Source organism: Burkholderia sp. AU44665 (genome assembly GCF_030504405.1).
Taxonomy (GTDB): domain Bacteria; phylum Pseudomonadota; class Gammaproteobacteria; order Burkholderiales; family Burkholderiaceae; genus Burkholderia; species Burkholderia semiarida.
The window spans coordinates 43697-57823 of the sequence record NZ_JAUJRI010000016.1 but is presented as its reverse complement, the minus strand read 5'-3'; the positions used below and the strand labels follow the sequence as shown (position 1 = coordinate 57823).

Sequence of the window (14127 nt, the reverse complement as noted above, 5' to 3'; positions counted from 1 at the left end):
TTTGACAGTCTTTAATGCTTATCCGCGCGAGATCTCGATTTTTGTCGACGCGACCCCTTACACTTGCCGATGTCCGAGGGTCGGACATTCTTTTAGGGGAAATTCATGGCGGCAAAATTCGAGCTCAAGAAGGCCACGAACGGCCAGTACTACTTCCACCTGAAGTCGGCGAACGGCGAGATCATCCTCGCGAGCGAGCGGTACGAGGAGAAAGGCGGCGCGAAAAACGGGATCGCGTCCGTGCGGGAAAATGCGCCGCTGGACGAGCGCTACGAGCGCAAGCTGGCCCACAACGGCGAGCCGATGTTCAATCTGAAAGCAGCGAACCACCAGGTCATCGGTACGAGCGAAACGTACAGCAGCGTGCAGGCACGCGAGAACGGCATCGCGGCCGTCAAGCGCGATGCGCCCGGTGCGGAAACCCACGATCTCGCCTGATCGACGGTTGCGCCGCGACGAATGCCTTCGGGCGGCCGTCGCGGCGCCTGTTTTGCCGGGTCGGGCAAAGCGCGGTATGGTGTGGTCCGCGCGGTGAATTCTCGCCGCCGTTGAAGCCAACCGTAACCGAGTTCGCGTGACCGATTCCCCCGTTTTCCACTGGACCGACGCCGACGGCGTCGATCATGCCGTGCGCTGGCGCTCCGAGGCCGGCGTGCAACCGCCGAAGCGCGCGGTGCCCGCCGACGACGGCCTCACCGCCGACGCGGCCTACCGCCTCGCATGCGAGGGCACCGCGCTCGTCTGGCAGGGCGACTTCCAGAATGCGCGCCAGCTCGTGCAGGCGATGGCGCGCCGCGTCGAACGCAAGCCGAAGAAGGCGAAAGCCGCGGCCGGCGTCGAAGCCTTCAATCTGCATCGCCTCGCGCAATCGCAGCGTGCCCGCACGCTCGGCATGTTGCTGATCCCGCTCGACGCCGATTACACGATCCCGCTGCGCCGCGCGCCCGACGTGCGTGCCGCCTGCGAGGAAGCGTACGGCCCCGGCGGCGCGCCGTCGGTCGTGTCGCTGCGCGAACTGCTCGGCCTCGTCGGCGCGCACGAGTGGCGCAAGAAAGGCGTGCCGATCCCGGCGCTCGGCGGCGCGCCGATCCATCCGCACTACGGCGTGTTCTCGCCGGTGCGCGGAGAATACGTCGAGCTCGTCGCGCGCGCGCCGCTGCCGGCGACGTCGCTCGCGTTCGATATCGGCACGGGCACCGGCGTGCTGGCGGCGGTGCTTGCGTCACGCGGTGTCGAGCGCGTCGTCGCGACCGACCAGGATCCGCGCGCGCTCGCCTGCGCGCGCGAGAACGTCGCGCGGCTCGGTCATGCGGGCCACGTCGAGATCGTCGAGGCCGATCTGTTTCCGGCCGGCCGGGCGCCGCTCGTGGTCTGCAATCCGCCGTGGGTGCCGGCCCGGCCGAGCGCGCCGATCGAATACGCGGTCTACGATCCTGACAGCCGCATGCTGCGCGGTTTCCTCGCGGGGCTGGCCGCGCATCTGGAGCGGGGCGGCGAGGGTTGGCTGATCCTGTCCGATTTCGCCGAGCATCTCGGCCTGCGGCCGCGCGAAACCTTGCTGCAATGGATCGACGAGGCCGGCCTCGTCGTGCTCGGCCGCGACGACATCCGCCCCGCGCACCCGAAGTCGACGGACGCCGACGATCCGCTGCACGCGGCGCGCCGCGCCGAGGTCACGTCGCTCTGGCGCCTCGGCGCGCGGGCCTGACCGCGTATTTTCGGTAAACTGTCGCCATTCCTCACGAAATTTCGCCGCCGGGCCGTGGTCGACCGACCGTGGCCCGGCGCCGCTTCACGATGTCGAACAAGACCCACGAAATCCGCCCGGAGCAGTCCGTCGAGCTGCTGAAGGAACTGCACATCCTCACCCGCGACGGGAAGCTGAACCAGGACAGCCGCCGCAAGCTGAAGCAGGTCTATCACCTGTTCCAGTTCATCGAGCCGCTGCTCGCCGGCGTGCAGGCCGACAAGGGCCACGTGACGCTCGTCGATCACGGCGCCGGCAAGTCGTATCTCGGCTTCATCCTGTACGACCTGTTCTTCAAGCAGCAGCCCGGGCACGGCACGCCGGCGTTCGCGTCGCACGTGTACGGCATCGAGACGCGCGAGGAACTCGTCACGCGTTCGACCGAGCTCGCCGCGCGGCTCGGGTTCGGCGGCATGTCGTTCCTGAACCTGTCGGTTGCCGATTCCATCACGTCGCCGCAACTGCCCGACACGGTCGACGTCGTCACCGCGCTGCACGCGTGCGACACCGCGACCGACGACGCGATCCGCTTCGCGCTCGCGAAGCGCGCGCAGCACATCGTGCTGGTGCCGTGCTGCCAGGCGGAAGTCGCGGGCGTGCTGCGCAAGAACAAGGGCAAGTCGCTCGCGAATGCGCTGACCGAGGTGTGGCGCCATCCGCTCCATACGCGAGAATTCGGCAGCCAGATCACCAACGTGCTGCGCTGCCTGCAGCTCGAAGCGCACGGCTACCAGGTCAGCGTGACCGAGCTGGTCGGCTGGGAGCATTCGATGAAGAACGAGCTGATCATCGCGCAATACAAGAACCTGCCGCGCCGCAGGCCCGGCGAGCGGCTGAACGAGATCCTCGGGATGTTCGGGCTCGCCGAACTGAACGAGCGTTTCTTCGTCGCGCAGGCCGCGGCGGCGGGCGACGCCGCGGCCGAGCCGGCCGAAGGCTGACGGGCGAACGCGCGGCCGGGCGGCCATGGCGCCCGCGCCGCGCACGTTGCACGCCGCGTCACACGTCGTCGCCCGGGCGGCGCATCCATTCGCGCCAGCCTTCGTGGCCGAGGCGGCGCAGCGTTTCCTGATTCTTTTCGTAGATCGCGGACGCGTCCGGGAACGCATCGACCGCGCGCGCGATGCTGTCCTCGCGCAGCAGGTGCAGGATCGGGTAGGGCGCGCGGTTCGTGTAGTTCTCGATGTCGTCGGGTTCGGTGCCGTCGAACCGGTATTGCGGATGGAAGCTCGCGATCTGCAGCACGCCGTCGAGTCGCAACTGCTGCACGAGCCGCTCGGCGAAGAACAACGCATCGTTGTAGTCGACGAAATCGGCGAACGCGTGCGGGTAGATCACGAGCGTCGTGTCGACCTGCCGCGGATCCGCCGCTTCCAGCGCGCGCAGCTCGGTTTCGAGTTCGGCGAGCGCGTCTTCCAGCGTCGTCGCTTCGCTGATCGCGTAGCGCACCTGTTCCTTCACATAGACGCTTTTCGCGAACGGGCACAGGTTGAGCCCGATCACCGCGCGTGCGAGCCAGTGCCGCGTGGCGGCGAGGATGTCGTCGTGCGAGTCGGGGCGGGTGTCGGTCATCGTGATACCAGTCGGGCGCAAGGGCGAAGAGGGCGGCATTGTAGCGGGCGCGCCGGCGACGAATGCATGCGATCCGTCACGCGCAGGCCGCTTCGATCAACTGCGTGACGAGCGCGGGCGCGGTGCCGATCGGCGTTTCGCCGTGCCGGTAGGTCTGGCTCGCCGCGTAGATGCCTTCGACCACCAGCGCGAGCGCATCGGCCAGCGCCTTCGGTTGCCGCGCGCCGGCGCCTTCGCACAGCGCGACGAGCCGTTTCATCAGCTGCTCCTTGTTCTGCGCGACGCGTTCGCGCGCCGGGTGCGATGCATCCGGGAATTCGGCGGCCACGTTGACGAACGGGCAGCCGCGATAGTCCTTTTGCGTCGCCCGCTCGGCGAGGTCGACGAAATACTGGATCAACTGCGCCTTCGGTTGCCCCGGATGCTTCGCGGCGCTCGTATCGAGCCGCTCGAAGAAGCACGCGTCCATCCGCTCCAGATAAGCGAGGATCAGCTCGTCCTTCGACGCGAACTGGCGGTACAGGCTCATCTTGTTGACTCCGGCGCGCTCCACCACCGCCTCGACGCCGACCGTCCGCACGCCTTCCTTGTAAAACAACTCCTCGGCGGCACGCAGCAGGTGTTCCTGCGCGGTGGCGCCGTCGATCGGCCGGCGCGTGCGCCGCGCCGGCGGTTTGGCGACCTCGATGCCCGACATGATGACCCTCGACGACATAATGGATTGCTTGACATGTTACCGACTGGTAACTACGATCGCAACACAGTTGTGACCGGTCGGTAACAATCGCATCCGGATCAACAGACGAATGCCGAGCGTCGGCCCGGGTCAGCCGATGTTGAAATGCGTGGCGGAGGTGGCCTGGTCGGGCGGCGCGGGTGCGATGGCGCCGGCGCCCGCCAACTGGAGAACGCGAAAATGAATTGGGCAGTGACACGAATCGGCGGGCGCTTCCATTACGGATGGCTCGCGGCGGCGGTGGTATTCCTGATCCTGCTGGCGGCGGCCGGCACACGCGCGACGCCGAGCGTGCTGATGGTACCGCTCGAACGCGAGCTCGGCTGGAGCCGCGCGGCGATTTCGCTGGCGATCTCGGTGAACATCGCGCTATATGGCCTGACGGGCCCGTTCGCGGCCGCCGCGATGCAGCGCTTCGGGCTGCGCCCGACGATCCTCACCGCGCTCGTGACGATGGGCGCGGGCGTCGCGCTGTCGTCGATGATGACGCAGAGCTGGCAGATGGTCGTGATCTGGGGGCTGATGGTCGGCTGCTCGACGGGCGTCGTCGCGCTGACGCTGTCCGCGACCTTCGTCACGCGCTGGTTCCATGCGCGGCGTGGCCTCGTGATGGGGATCCTGACCGCGAGCACGGCCACCGGGCAGCTCGTGTTCCTGCCGATGCTCGCGGCGATCGCGCAGCGCCATGGCTGGCGGCCGGTCGTGCTGGTCGTCGCGGTGGCGGCCGCGATCGTGATTCCGCTCGTCGCGTTCCTGCTCCCGGAGCGGCCTGCCGACGTGCAACTGCGCCCGTACGGCGAGCCCGCCGATGCGCCGCCCGCGGCCGACACGACGAAGGAGAACCCGCTCGCGGTCGCGTTCCGCACGCTGTTGACGGCGAGCCGCTCGCGCGACTTCTGGCTGCTGTTCTTCAGTTTCTTCATCTGCGGCGCGAGCACCAACGGCTACGTCGGCACGCACCTGATCGCGATGTGCAGCGACTACGGGATGACCGAAGTACAGGGCGCGTCGCTGCTCGCGGCGATGGGCATATTCGACCTGTTCGGCACGACGCTGTCGGGCTGGCTGTCCGACCGTTACGACAACCGCGTGCTGCTGTTCTGGTACTACGGGCTGCGCGGGCTGTCGCTGATCTATCTGCCGCACGCGTTCGGGATCGATTTCTTCGGGCTGCCGCTGTTCGCGATGTTCTACGGACTCGACTGGATCGCGACCGTGCCGCCTACCGTGCGACTCGCGACCGACGTGTTCGGCAAGGCGGCGGCACCGGTCGTGTTCGGCTGGATCGTCGCCGGCCACCAGCTCGGCGCGGCATTCGCGGCGCTCGGCGCCGGGCTGCTGCGCGCGAGCCTCGGCACCTACACGATCGCGTCGATGATCTCGGGCGGGCTGTGCATCGTCGGGGCGCTGATCGTGTTGCGGATCAACCGCGGTCCGTCGCGCGCGGCCGCGCAGGCAGCCTGATCGCGGTGGATCGACCGGCCGCCTGCACCGCGGCCGGCCATTGCACGCAAGGAGATTTGCATAGCGCGGCAGGATCGGGCGCGCAACCGTTCAAGCAGGTATGCTTGCTGTTCGCCGGGGCGTTCGCGCCCCTTCATCGATGTCAGCGAGGAACCGCATGTCCGTCAAACCTGCTCCCACCACTGTTTCGATTCACGATCTGATCGCGGGCCGCTGGAGCCCGCGCGCGTATTCGGATGAACCCGTCAGCGCCGGCGATCTCCACGCGGTGCTCGAAGCGGCACGCTGGGCCCCATCCGCGTACAACGCGCAACCGTGGCGTTTCATCGTATTCGATCGCACCCAGGACGAAGACGCGTTCAAGCGCGCGTTCGCGACGCTGGTGCCGTTCAACCAGGGCTGGAATGCGCCGGCGCCAGTGCTCATCGCCGTGACCGCGCACACGCTCACGCCGAAGGGCGAGCCGGCGCCGACCGCGCTGTACGACGCCGGCGCCGCCGCGATGTCGCTGGTGCTGCAGGCGCACGCGCTCGGCCTCGCCGCGCATCAGATGAGCGGTTTCGACGCGAAGGCATTCCGCGACGCGTTCGCGATTCCGGCGGACGTCGCGATCGTGTCGATCATCTCGCTCGGCCACTACGGCAACGTCGACAAGCTCGATCCCGTGCTGCGCGATCGCGAGAAGGCGCCGCGCACGCGCCATGCGATCGGCGAAGTCGTCTACGCGGGTGCTTGGAAGAAGAGCTTCGACGCGGCAGCCTGACCGCGCGGGCGGGCAGGGTGCGTCGCCGCGCATCCTGCACCGCGCAGGTTCCCCCGGCGCGCCACGCGGCGCGCCGTCGCCGCCGGCGACCGTTGCGCGGCGCCGGCGGCCGGCCCCGGTTGTGATCCCGCGGGCTTCATGTTAAAAAGCCCGTCCTTTCCGTTTTCGCGCCGGCCCTGCTGCGGCAATTTCCCATGACTTACTGCGCGATCGATTTCGGCACGTCCAATTCCGCCGTGGCGCTGCCCGACGGCGATGGCATGCGCCTCGCGCCCGTCGAGGGCGACCACCTGACGCTGCCCACCGCGATCTTCTTCAACAACGACGAAGAGACGGTCGAATACGGCCGGGCGGCGCTGGCCTCCTATATCGACGGTTTCGACGGCCGGCTGATGCGCTCGATGAAGAGCATCCTCGGCTCCCCGCTCGCGGAAACGACGACCGATCTCGGCGACGGCAGCGCGATCGCGTACACCGAAATCATCGCGCGCTTCCTGATGCACCTGAAGCGCAAGGCCGAAGCGTGCGCGGGCGCGCCGGTCGGCCGCGCGGTGCTCGGCCGACCGGTGTTCTTCGTCGACGACGATCCGCGCGCCGACCGCCTCGCCCAGGATCAGCTCGAGGCGGCCGCGCGATCGGTCGGCTTCGCGCACGTTTACTTCCAGTACGAACCGATCGCCGCCGCGTTCGACTACGAGTCGCGCCAGTCGGCGGAGCGCCTCGTGCTCGTGGCCGACATCGGCGGCGGCACGTCCGACTTCTCGCTCGTGCGTGTCGGCCCGGAGCGGATGGCGCGGCTGGAGCGCAAGGACGACGTGCTGGCGCACCACGGCGTGCACGTCGCGGGCACCGACTACGACCGGCGCGTCGAGCTCGCGGCGATCCTGCCCGCATTCGGCTACCGTTCGCTCGACCCGGAAGGGCGCGAGCTGCCGAACAAGATCTACTTCGATCTCGCGACCTGGCACCTGATCAACACCGTCTACACGCCGAAGCGAATCGGCGAGCTGAAGCTGATGAAGCACCTGTATCAGGACGTGCGGCAGTACGACCGGCTCACGAGCGTGGTCGAGCAGCGGCTCGGGCACGCGCTGATGGCGCGGGCGGAAGAAGCAAAGATCGGCGTCGCGGCCGGCGGGGAGACGATGATCGACCTGAACGACGTGGAAGAGGATCTGCAGATCGCGTTCGACGCCGATCGCCTCGTCGAGGCGAGCCGCGACGACACCGCGCGCATCGTCGACGCCGCGCGCGAGACGGTGCGGCTCGCGGGCGTGGCGCCGCGCGATGTCGGTGCGCTGTATTTCACCGGCGGTTCGACGGGGCTCGCGTTCCTGTCGGGCGCGCTCGCCGGCGCGTTCCCGGATGCGCAGCCGGTGTTCGGCGATCGCCTCGCGAGTGTCGCGACGGGCCTCGGCATTCACGCGCAGCGATTGTTCGGCTGAAGGGCGGGCGGCCAAAAGGTCGCCACGCCGGCCGGACGATCGGCGCCCAAAAACAAAAAGCCCCGCCGAAGCGGGGCTTTTTTACACGAATGATCGCGCCAAGCTTAGACCGGACGGATGTTCGCAGCTTGCAGACCCTTCGGGCCCGTCTTCACTTCGAATTCAACCTTCTGGTTTTCTTGCAGCGTCTTGAAGCCTTCGACGCGGATTTCCGAGAAGTGCGCGAACAGATCGTCGCCGCCGCCTTCCGGGGTGATGAAGCCGAAGCCCTTTGCGTCATTGAACCACTTGACGGTACCGGTTGCCATGTTACTTGTTCCTAAAAAGATAAAACGGGGCCGAAGCCCATGGGGTGCGGAAAATCAAGGAAGGGGTAATAGGACCAACCGGAGTACCGTTGATGGGCGAACTACGAAAGAACCAATTCACTCGCCACTTGAAATCCTGCGAAGTCCTTTATACGGCTAATCCGTCTGACGGTCAACCGTATTCCCATGCTATCAGGGTTATTGCGGAGATCAGGTTTACAAAGCTTGCAAGCGATGCGAATTTTTTGTAGGGGCCGATCGATTTTGGCGCCACGTTTAAGGTGCAACCGTTAAACTACGCGCCGCGTGGACGGGTTGCCCCGATCGGGCAACCGTCCCCCCAAGAATGCGTGCGCGGTGCAGTCCGAGCCGATCCCGGACAGCAGGCCGACCATGCTTTTTGAGACACAGGAGAGGATGTGAAGAGTTCTATTCAACGGAACATCGGCCCGTTTGCATTGATGCTGACGGGGCTGGGTTCGATTATCGGCTCGGGCTGGCTGTTCGGTGCCTGGAAAGCCGCGAAGATCGCCGGTCCGGCGGCGATCTGCGCCTGGATCATCGGCGCTGTCGTCATTCTCGCGATTGCGCTGACGTATGCGGAACTGGGCGCGATGTTCCCCGAGTCGGGCGGCATGGTGCGTTACGCGCGCTACTCGCACGGTTCGCTGGTGGGTTTCATCAGTGCATGGGCCAACTGGATCGCGATCGTATCCGTGATCCCGATCGAGGCCGAAGCGTCGATCCAGTACATGAGCACATGGCCGTATCCATGGGCGCACGCGCTGTTCGTGAACGGCGAGTTGACGACCCCCGGCCTGCTGCTGTCGGCCGTGCTGGTCGTCATCTACTTCATGCTGAACTACTGGGGCGTCAAGGCGTTCGCGCGGGCGAACACCGCGATCACGATCTTCAAGTTCCTGATCCCGGGCCTCACGATCCTCGGCCTGATGCTGACGAGCTTCCATTCGGAGAACCTCGGTACCGCCTCCAACGCGAGCTTCGCGCCGTACGGCTGGTCGGCCGTGCTGACCGCGGTCGCGACGAGCGGCATCGTGTTCGCGTTCAACGGCTTCCAGAGCCCGGTGAACCTGGCAGGTGAAGCGCGCAATCCGTCGCGCAGCGTGCCGTTCGCGGTGATCACGTCGATCCTGCTCGCGCTCGTGATCTACGTGCTGCTGCAGATGGCCTACATCGGCTCGGTGAACCCGGCGGACGTCGCGAAGGGCTGGGCGCACTTCGACTTCTCGTCGCCGTTCGCGGAACTCGCGATCGCGCTGAACCTGAACTGGCTCGCGATCCTGCTGTACGTCGACGCGTTCATCAGCCCGAGCGGCACCGGTACGACCTACATGGCGACGACGACCCGCATGATCTATGCGATGGAGCGCAACAACACGATGCCGAAGATGTTCGGCAACGTGCACCCGATCTACGGCGTGCCGCGTCAGGCGATGTGGTTCAACCTGCTCGTGTCGTTCATCTTCCTGTTCTTCTTCCGCGGCTGGAGTTCGCTCGCGGCGGTGATCTCGGTCGCGACGGTGATCTCGTACCTGACGGGCCCGATCAGCCTGATGGCGCTGCGCCGCGCGGCGACCGACATCGAGCGTCCACTGTCGATTCCGCTGATGAAGCTGATCGCCCCGTTCGCGTTCGTGTGCGCGTCGCTGATCCTGTACTGGGCGAAGTGGCCGCTGACGGGCGAAATCATTCTGCTGATGATCGTCGCGCTGCCGGTGTACTTCTACTTCCAGGCGAAGTCGGGCTGGACCGGCTGGGGTGCCGACCTGAAGGCCGCGTGGTGGCTGGTCGCGTACCTGCCGACGATGGCCGTGCTGTCGCTGATCGGCAGCAAGGAATTCGGCGGCTACGGCTACCTGCCGTACGGCTGGGACATGCTGATCGTCGCTGCGATCTCGCTGGTGTTCTACTTCTGGGGCGTGAATACCGGTTACCGGACCCAGTATCTCGACGAGCGCGAGTCGCACGACGAGATTCTCGAAGGCGTCGGTGTCTGACCCGGCCTGCCGCCGGATTCGGCGGCGGCAGGACGCAGTGAAAAAAGCCCGTCCGAGCGATGCTCGGACGGGCTTTTTGCTGGCCGGCGGTCGCGCCGCCGTCCAGGTTCAGGCGCCGGCGTTCGCGAACACGTAGTTCGTCATCGCGAGCACGCGCTGGTAGGTGCCGAGCGACTGGATGCCGAGCCGGTAGTCGTCGTCCGCCGCACCGAGTGCCGCGAAGACCGGCAGCAGGTGCTCGTCGGTCGGATGCATCAGCGCCGCGTGCGGTGCCTGCCGGCGGTAGTCGAGCAGCGCGTCGACGTCGCGCGACGCAAGTTTCGCCTCGAACCAGTCGGTGAATTCCGCGACGCGCGGGTCCGCGTCCTCGGGCGCCGCGCCGAAGTCGGCGGCGCGCAGGTTGTGCGTGATCTGGCCCGAGCCGATCACCATCACGCCTTCGTCGCGCAGCGGCCGCAGCGCGCGGCCGAGCGCGAAGTGATGCGCGGCGTTCGCGCGCGGCTGGATCGACAACTGCGCGACCGGCACGTCGGCTTCCGGAAACATCAACAGCATCGGCACCCACGCGCCGTGATCGAGGCCGTGCTCGGTCGTCGCGGTCGCGATGCCGGCCGCGTTCAGCAGGGCGGCCGCGCGCTCGGCGACGTCGGGGGCGCCCGGCGCCGGATAGCGGATGTCGTACAGCGCCTGCGGGAATCCGTAGAAGTCGTGAATCGTGTCGGGACGCGCGGCGACGCTCGCGACCGGCTGTTGCGTGCCCCAGTGCGCGGACAGCATCAGCACCGCACGCGGGCGCGGCAATTCGGCGCCGAGGTGCGTGAACGCGCCGGACGGCAGCGTCGGGTCGATCGGCAGCGTCGGGGCGCCGTGAGATAGGTACAGCGAAGGCAAGCGGTTCATGATGGTAACCTGCAAAAGGGTTTGCCGCTGACTATAGGCGCGTACCGTGCATTGATAAATTGGTGTTCCGGAATTTGATTGACGCCTGAGCGTTGATAATTGCGTCGAGGTCCGGCTTTCGGGTGCCAGTTCGCATCGGATCGCGTGAAATAGAAGGCGTTGCGGTGCAGATCGGCGGAAATGCGCGCTGAAGAGGCGTAACTTACTGCGCGTGCCGGATGCCGGCCCACGGCGTCGTTTGCGGAGCGCTGAGCGCGAACAGGTCGAGGACACGCGTGACGGTCTGGTCGACGAGTTCCTCGATCGTGTTCGGCATCGCGTAGAACGCGGGCAGCGGGGGAAACACGATGCCGCCCATTTCGGTGACGGCGGTCATGTTGCGCAGATGGGCGAGGTTGAACGGCGTTTCGCGCACCATCAGCACGAGACGGCGGCGCTCCTTCAGCGTGACGTCGGCCGCGCGCGTGATCAGGTTGTCGGACAGCCCGTGCGCGACGCTCGCGAGCGTCTTCATCGAACAGGGCGCGATCACCATGCCGTCGGTTGCGAACGAGCCCGACGCGATCGTCGCGCCGACGTCGCGCACCGAATGCACGACGTCCGCACGGCCTTCGACGTCGGCCTTCGGCAGCTTCAGTTCATGCTGGATGTTGAGCCAGCCGGCGTTCGAAACCAGCAGGTGCGTTTCGACGCCGCCGGCGGCGCGCAGCAGGTCGAGCAGCCGCACACCGTAGATCGCGCCGGTGGCGCCGGTGATCGCGACGATCAGCCGGCGTGGCGGCGCGCTGGGAGATGCCATCGAAAAGGGGGCGGGTGCCGCGCGTCAGGCGGCGGCGAACAGTTGCTGCAGTTCGCCCGACTGGTACATCTCCATCATGATGTCCGAGCCGCCGATGAATTCGCCCTTCACGTAGAGCTGCGGGATGGTCGGCCAGTTCGAGAACGCCTTGATGCCCTGGCGGATTTCGTCGTCCTCGAGCACGTTGACCGTCTTGAACTGGTCGACGCCGCAGGCCTTCAGCACCTGCACGGCGCGGCCCGAGAAGCCGCACATCGGGAATTGCGCGTTGCCCTTCATGAAGAGCACGACCTGGTTTTCGTCGACGATTTGCTTGATACGTTGTTGGGTGTCCATGACTGACCTTGCGTTTGCGGGGCGTTAGATCGAAATGATAGCGGATTTCAACCGGGCGGGCCGGCCATCAGCCCGGCCGGCGGCCGCCGGTCGTGCGTTCGATGGCGGCGAGATCGGCGCGCGATTCCACCGCGACGAAGCCGTGCGACGCCAGGATCGCGCGGACGGCTTCGGCCTGGTCGTAGCCGTGCTCGATCCACAGCGTGCCGCCCGGTTTCAGACGGGCGCCGGCGCCCGCGACGATCGTGCGGATCGCGCTGAGGCCGTCGGCATCGTCGGTGAGCGCGCCGCGCGGCTCGAAACGCAGGTCACCCTGCGCGAGGTGCGGATCGTGCTGCGCGATGTACGGCGGGTTGCTGACGATCGTATCGAACGCGAGCGCCGGATCGAGCGCCGCGTACCAGTCGCTCTGCAGCCAGTGCAGCGGGCCGCCGGGGCGGTGCGCGTCGAGCAGCTTGTCGGCGTTGCGTCGCGCGACCGCGAGCGCGGCCGGCGAACGGTCGAGCGCCCACACGCGCGCGTCGGGGCGCTCGGCCGCGATCGACACGGCGATCGCGCCGCTGCCGGTACCGAGATCGAGCACGGCCGCATGCGGCAGGCCGTCGATCGCATCGAGCGCCGCTTCGACGAGCAGCTCGGTCTCGGGGCGCGGGATCAGCACGTCGGGCGTCACGTCGAACGGGCGGCCGAAGAACTCGCGCATCCCGACCAGTTGCGCGACGGGCTCGCCGGCGACGCGGCGCGCTTCGAGCGCGCGGTAGCGTTCGACCGCGGCCGCGTCGAGCGGCGCGTCGCCGCGCGTGATCAGTTGCGTGCGGGTCCAGCCGAGCGCGTGCGCGAGCAGCACGCGTGCATCGACCGGGTCGAGCGGCGAGGTGCGCAGCAGGGCGTCGGCGGTGGCGTCGGACATCGCGGCCTCAGTCGGCGTCGCCGAGCGACGCGAGCAGCTCGGCCTGATGCTCGGTGACGAGCGCGCCGATCAGTTCGTCGAGATCGCCGTCCATGATCGCCTCGAGCCGGTACAGCGTCAGGTTGATCCGGTGGTCGGTCATCCGGCCCTGCGGGAAGTTGTACGTGCGGATTCGCTCCGAGCGGTCGCCGGAGCCGATCAGGCTCTTGCGCGTCGCGGCTTCCTTCGCGTGCTGCTCGTGATACTGCTTGTCCTTGATGCGCGCGGCGAGCACCTTCAGCGCGCGATCCTTGTTCTTGTGCTGCGAGCGATCGTCCTGGCACTCGACGACGATCCCGGTCGGGATGTGCGTGACGCGCACCGCCGAATCGGTCTTGTTGATGTGCTGGCCGCCCGCGCCGGACGCGCGGAACGTGTCGATGCGCAGGTCGGCCGGATTGATCTCGACCTCGCCGATCTCGTCGGCTTCCGGCATCACGGCGACCGTGCACGCGGACGTATGGATGCGCCCCTGCGTCTCGGTGGCCGGCACGCGCTGCACGCGATGGCCGCCCGATTCGAACTTCAGGCGCGAATACGCGCCCTGGCCGGCAATGCGTACGATCACTTCCTTGTAGCCGCCGAGATCCGACGGGCTTTCCGACATCATCTCGACCTGCCAGCGCTGGCGTTCCGCGAAGCGCAGGTACATGCGCAGCAGGTCGCCCGCGAACAGTGCCGATTCGTCGCCGCCCGTGCCCGCGCGGATTTCGAGGAAGATGTTGCGGTCGTCGTTCGGATCCTTCGGCAGCAGCATCTTCTGCAGCTCGGTCTCGAGGCGCGCCATGCCCTCGCGCGCGCTGCGGATTTCGTCTTCCGCGAAATCGCGCATCGACGGATCGGCGAGCAGTTCCTGCGCGGCCGTCTCGTCGCTGCGCGACTGGCGCCATAACGCGTATTGCTCGACGACCGGGTCGAGTTCCGCATGTTCGCGCGTCAGCTTGCGGTACTGGTCGAGGTCGGCCGTGACGTTCTCGCGGCTCAGCAGGTCGTTGAGTTCGGCCAGCCGGGTGGAAAGCTGGTCGAGCTTGCGTTGCATGCTCGTCTTCATGGTGTGGAGCGGCGCTCCCGGGCAAGGGGTATTCGGAAA

Annotated in this window: 15 protein-coding genes; 7 read left to right on the top strand and 8 right to left on the bottom strand. The window is 67.1% G+C overall.

All coding sequences use genetic code 11. The features are described from left to right. Positions 1-105: 105 nt before the first annotated feature. The 3 genes from QZM15_RS25650 (at position 106) to QZM15_RS25640 (ending at position 2688) form a co-directional block, all read left to right on the top strand. On the top strand, positions 106-438 hold the full coding sequence (locus tag QZM15_RS25650; protein ID WP_059577125.1) for a YegP family protein: 333 nt from the start codon (positions 106-108) through the stop codon (positions 436-438). Positions 439-574: 136 nt separating this feature from the next. Beyond that, entirely contained in the window at positions 575-1708 is a 1134-nt protein-coding gene (locus QZM15_RS25645; RefSeq protein ID WP_302107498.1) for a class I SAM-dependent methyltransferase, read from the top strand. 89 nt (positions 1709-1797) lie between these two features. Then, entirely contained in the window at positions 1798-2688 is an 891-nt protein-coding gene (locus tag QZM15_RS25640) for an SAM-dependent methyltransferase (protein ID WP_060315569.1), read from the top strand. Between the two features lie 58 nt (positions 2689-2746). Here the strand turns inward: QZM15_RS25640 and QZM15_RS25635 are convergent, their stop codons facing one another. Together QZM15_RS25635 and QZM15_RS25630 are read right to left on the bottom strand one after the other, a co-directional pair. Beyond that, on the bottom strand, positions 2747-3319 hold the full coding sequence (locus tag QZM15_RS25635) for a DUF1415 domain-containing protein (RefSeq protein WP_059577119.1): 573 nt from the start codon (positions 3317-3319) through the stop codon (positions 2747-2749). 76 nt (positions 3320-3395) lie between these two features. Next, a complete protein-coding gene (locus QZM15_RS25630; protein WP_059640109.1) occupies positions 3396-4016 on the bottom strand; it encodes a TetR/AcrR family transcriptional regulator in 621 nt (206 codons plus the stop codon). Positions 4017-4235: 219 nt separating this feature from the next. Here QZM15_RS25630 and QZM15_RS25625 point away from each other — a divergent pair, with 219 nt between their 5' ends. The 3 genes from QZM15_RS25625 (at position 4236) to QZM15_RS25615 (ending at position 7727) form a co-directional block, all read left to right on the top strand. Next, the gene (locus tag QZM15_RS25625) at positions 4236-5519 is read left to right on the top strand and encodes an MFS transporter (protein WP_059577114.1); all 1284 of its coding nucleotides are present in this window, start codon (positions 4236-4238) and stop codon (positions 5517-5519) included. 157 nt (positions 5520-5676) lie between these two features. After that, a complete protein-coding gene (locus tag QZM15_RS25620) occupies positions 5677-6282 on the top strand; it encodes a nitroreductase family protein (protein ID WP_059577111.1) in 606 nt (201 codons plus the stop codon). A 194-nt stretch (positions 6283-6476) separates the two neighbouring features. Then, positions 6477-7727, top strand: a complete 1251-nt coding sequence (locus QZM15_RS25615; RefSeq protein ID WP_124863529.1) for an Hsp70 family protein — start codon at positions 6477-6479, stop codon at positions 7725-7727. Positions 7728-7831: 104 nt separating this feature from the next. Here QZM15_RS25615 and QZM15_RS25610 read toward each other — a convergent pair whose 3' ends face one another. Further along, on the bottom strand, positions 7832-8035 hold the full coding sequence (locus tag QZM15_RS25610; protein WP_006477070.1) for a cold-shock protein: 204 nt from the start codon (positions 8033-8035) through the stop codon (positions 7832-7834). Positions 8036-8454: 419 nt separating this feature from the next. On the opposite strand from QZM15_RS25610, the gene QZM15_RS25605 reads away from it, so the two are divergent. Next, positions 8455-10053, top strand: a complete 1599-nt coding sequence (locus QZM15_RS25605; RefSeq protein ID WP_059577105.1) for an APC family permease — start codon at positions 8455-8457, stop codon at positions 10051-10053. Positions 10054-10161: 108 nt separating this feature from the next. On the opposite strand, the gene QZM15_RS25600 is transcribed toward QZM15_RS25605, so the two are convergent. The 5 genes from QZM15_RS25600 to prfA form a co-directional block, all read right to left on the bottom strand. Next, positions 10162-10953, bottom strand: coding sequence for a class III extradiol ring-cleavage dioxygenase (locus QZM15_RS25600; protein WP_302107497.1), 792 nt, complete (start codon positions 10951-10953; stop codon positions 10162-10164). Positions 10954-11155: 202 nt separating this feature from the next. Beyond that, on the bottom strand, positions 11156-11752 hold the full coding sequence (locus tag QZM15_RS25595; RefSeq protein ID WP_302107496.1) for a UbiX family flavin prenyltransferase: 597 nt from the start codon (positions 11750-11752) through the stop codon (positions 11156-11158). Between the two features lie 24 nt (positions 11753-11776). After that, a complete protein-coding gene (gene grxD, locus QZM15_RS25590) occupies positions 11777-12088 on the bottom strand; it encodes a Grx4 family monothiol glutaredoxin (RefSeq protein ID WP_006477066.1) in 312 nt (103 codons plus the stop codon). 67 nt (positions 12089-12155) lie between these two features. Continuing rightward, positions 12156-12998, bottom strand: coding sequence for a peptide chain release factor N(5)-glutamine methyltransferase (gene prmC, locus QZM15_RS25585; RefSeq protein WP_302107495.1), 843 nt, complete (start codon positions 12996-12998; stop codon positions 12156-12158). Between the two features lie 7 nt (positions 12999-13005). After that, entirely contained in the window at positions 13006-14088 is a 1083-nt protein-coding gene (prfA, locus tag QZM15_RS25580) for a peptide chain release factor 1 (protein WP_302107494.1), read from the bottom strand. Positions 14089-14127: the final 39 nt, after the last annotated feature.

Excerpts from the sequence above, each read along its gene's own strand:
- QZM15_RS25650 (WP_059577125.1), top strand. The coding sequence starts at position 106 with ATGGCGGCAAAATTCGAGCTCAAGAAGGCCACGAACGGCCAGTACTAC.
- QZM15_RS25640 (WP_060315569.1), top strand. The coding sequence starts at position 1,798 with ATGTCGAACAAGACCCACGAAATCCGCCCGGAGCAGTCCGTCGAGCTG.
- QZM15_RS25635 (WP_059577119.1), bottom strand. The coding sequence starts at position 3,319 with ATGACCGACACCCGCCCCGACTCGCACGACGACATCCTCGCCGCCACG.
- QZM15_RS25630 (WP_059640109.1), bottom strand. The coding sequence starts at position 4,016 with ATGTCGGGCATCGAGGTCGCCAAACCGCCGGCGCGGCGCACGCGCCGG.
- QZM15_RS25625 (WP_059577114.1), top strand. The coding sequence starts at position 4,236 with ATGAATTGGGCAGTGACACGAATCGGCGGGCGCTTCCATTACGGATGG.
- QZM15_RS25620 (WP_059577111.1), top strand. The coding sequence starts at position 5,677 with ATGTCCGTCAAACCTGCTCCCACCACTGTTTCGATTCACGATCTGATC.
- QZM15_RS25615 (WP_124863529.1), top strand. The coding sequence starts at position 6,477 with ATGACTTACTGCGCGATCGATTTCGGCACGTCCAATTCCGCCGTGGCG.
- QZM15_RS25610 (WP_006477070.1), bottom strand. The coding sequence starts at position 8,035 with ATGGCAACCGGTACCGTCAAGTGGTTCAATGACGCAAAGGGCTTCGGC.
- QZM15_RS25600 (WP_302107497.1), bottom strand. The coding sequence starts at position 10,953 with ATGAACCGCTTGCCTTCGCTGTACCTATCTCACGGCGCCCCGACGCTG.
- QZM15_RS25595 (WP_302107496.1), bottom strand. The coding sequence starts at position 11,752 with ATGGCATCTCCCAGCGCGCCGCCACGCCGGCTGATCGTCGCGATCACC.
- grxD (WP_006477066.1), bottom strand. The coding sequence starts at position 12,088 with ATGGACACCCAACAACGTATCAAGCAAATCGTCGACGAAAACCAGGTC.
- prmC (WP_302107495.1), bottom strand. The coding sequence starts at position 12,998 with ATGTCCGACGCCACCGCCGACGCCCTGCTGCGCACCTCGCCGCTCGAC.
- prfA (WP_302107494.1), bottom strand. The coding sequence starts at position 14,088 with ATGAAGACGAGCATGCAACGCAAGCTCGACCAGCTTTCCACCCGGCTG.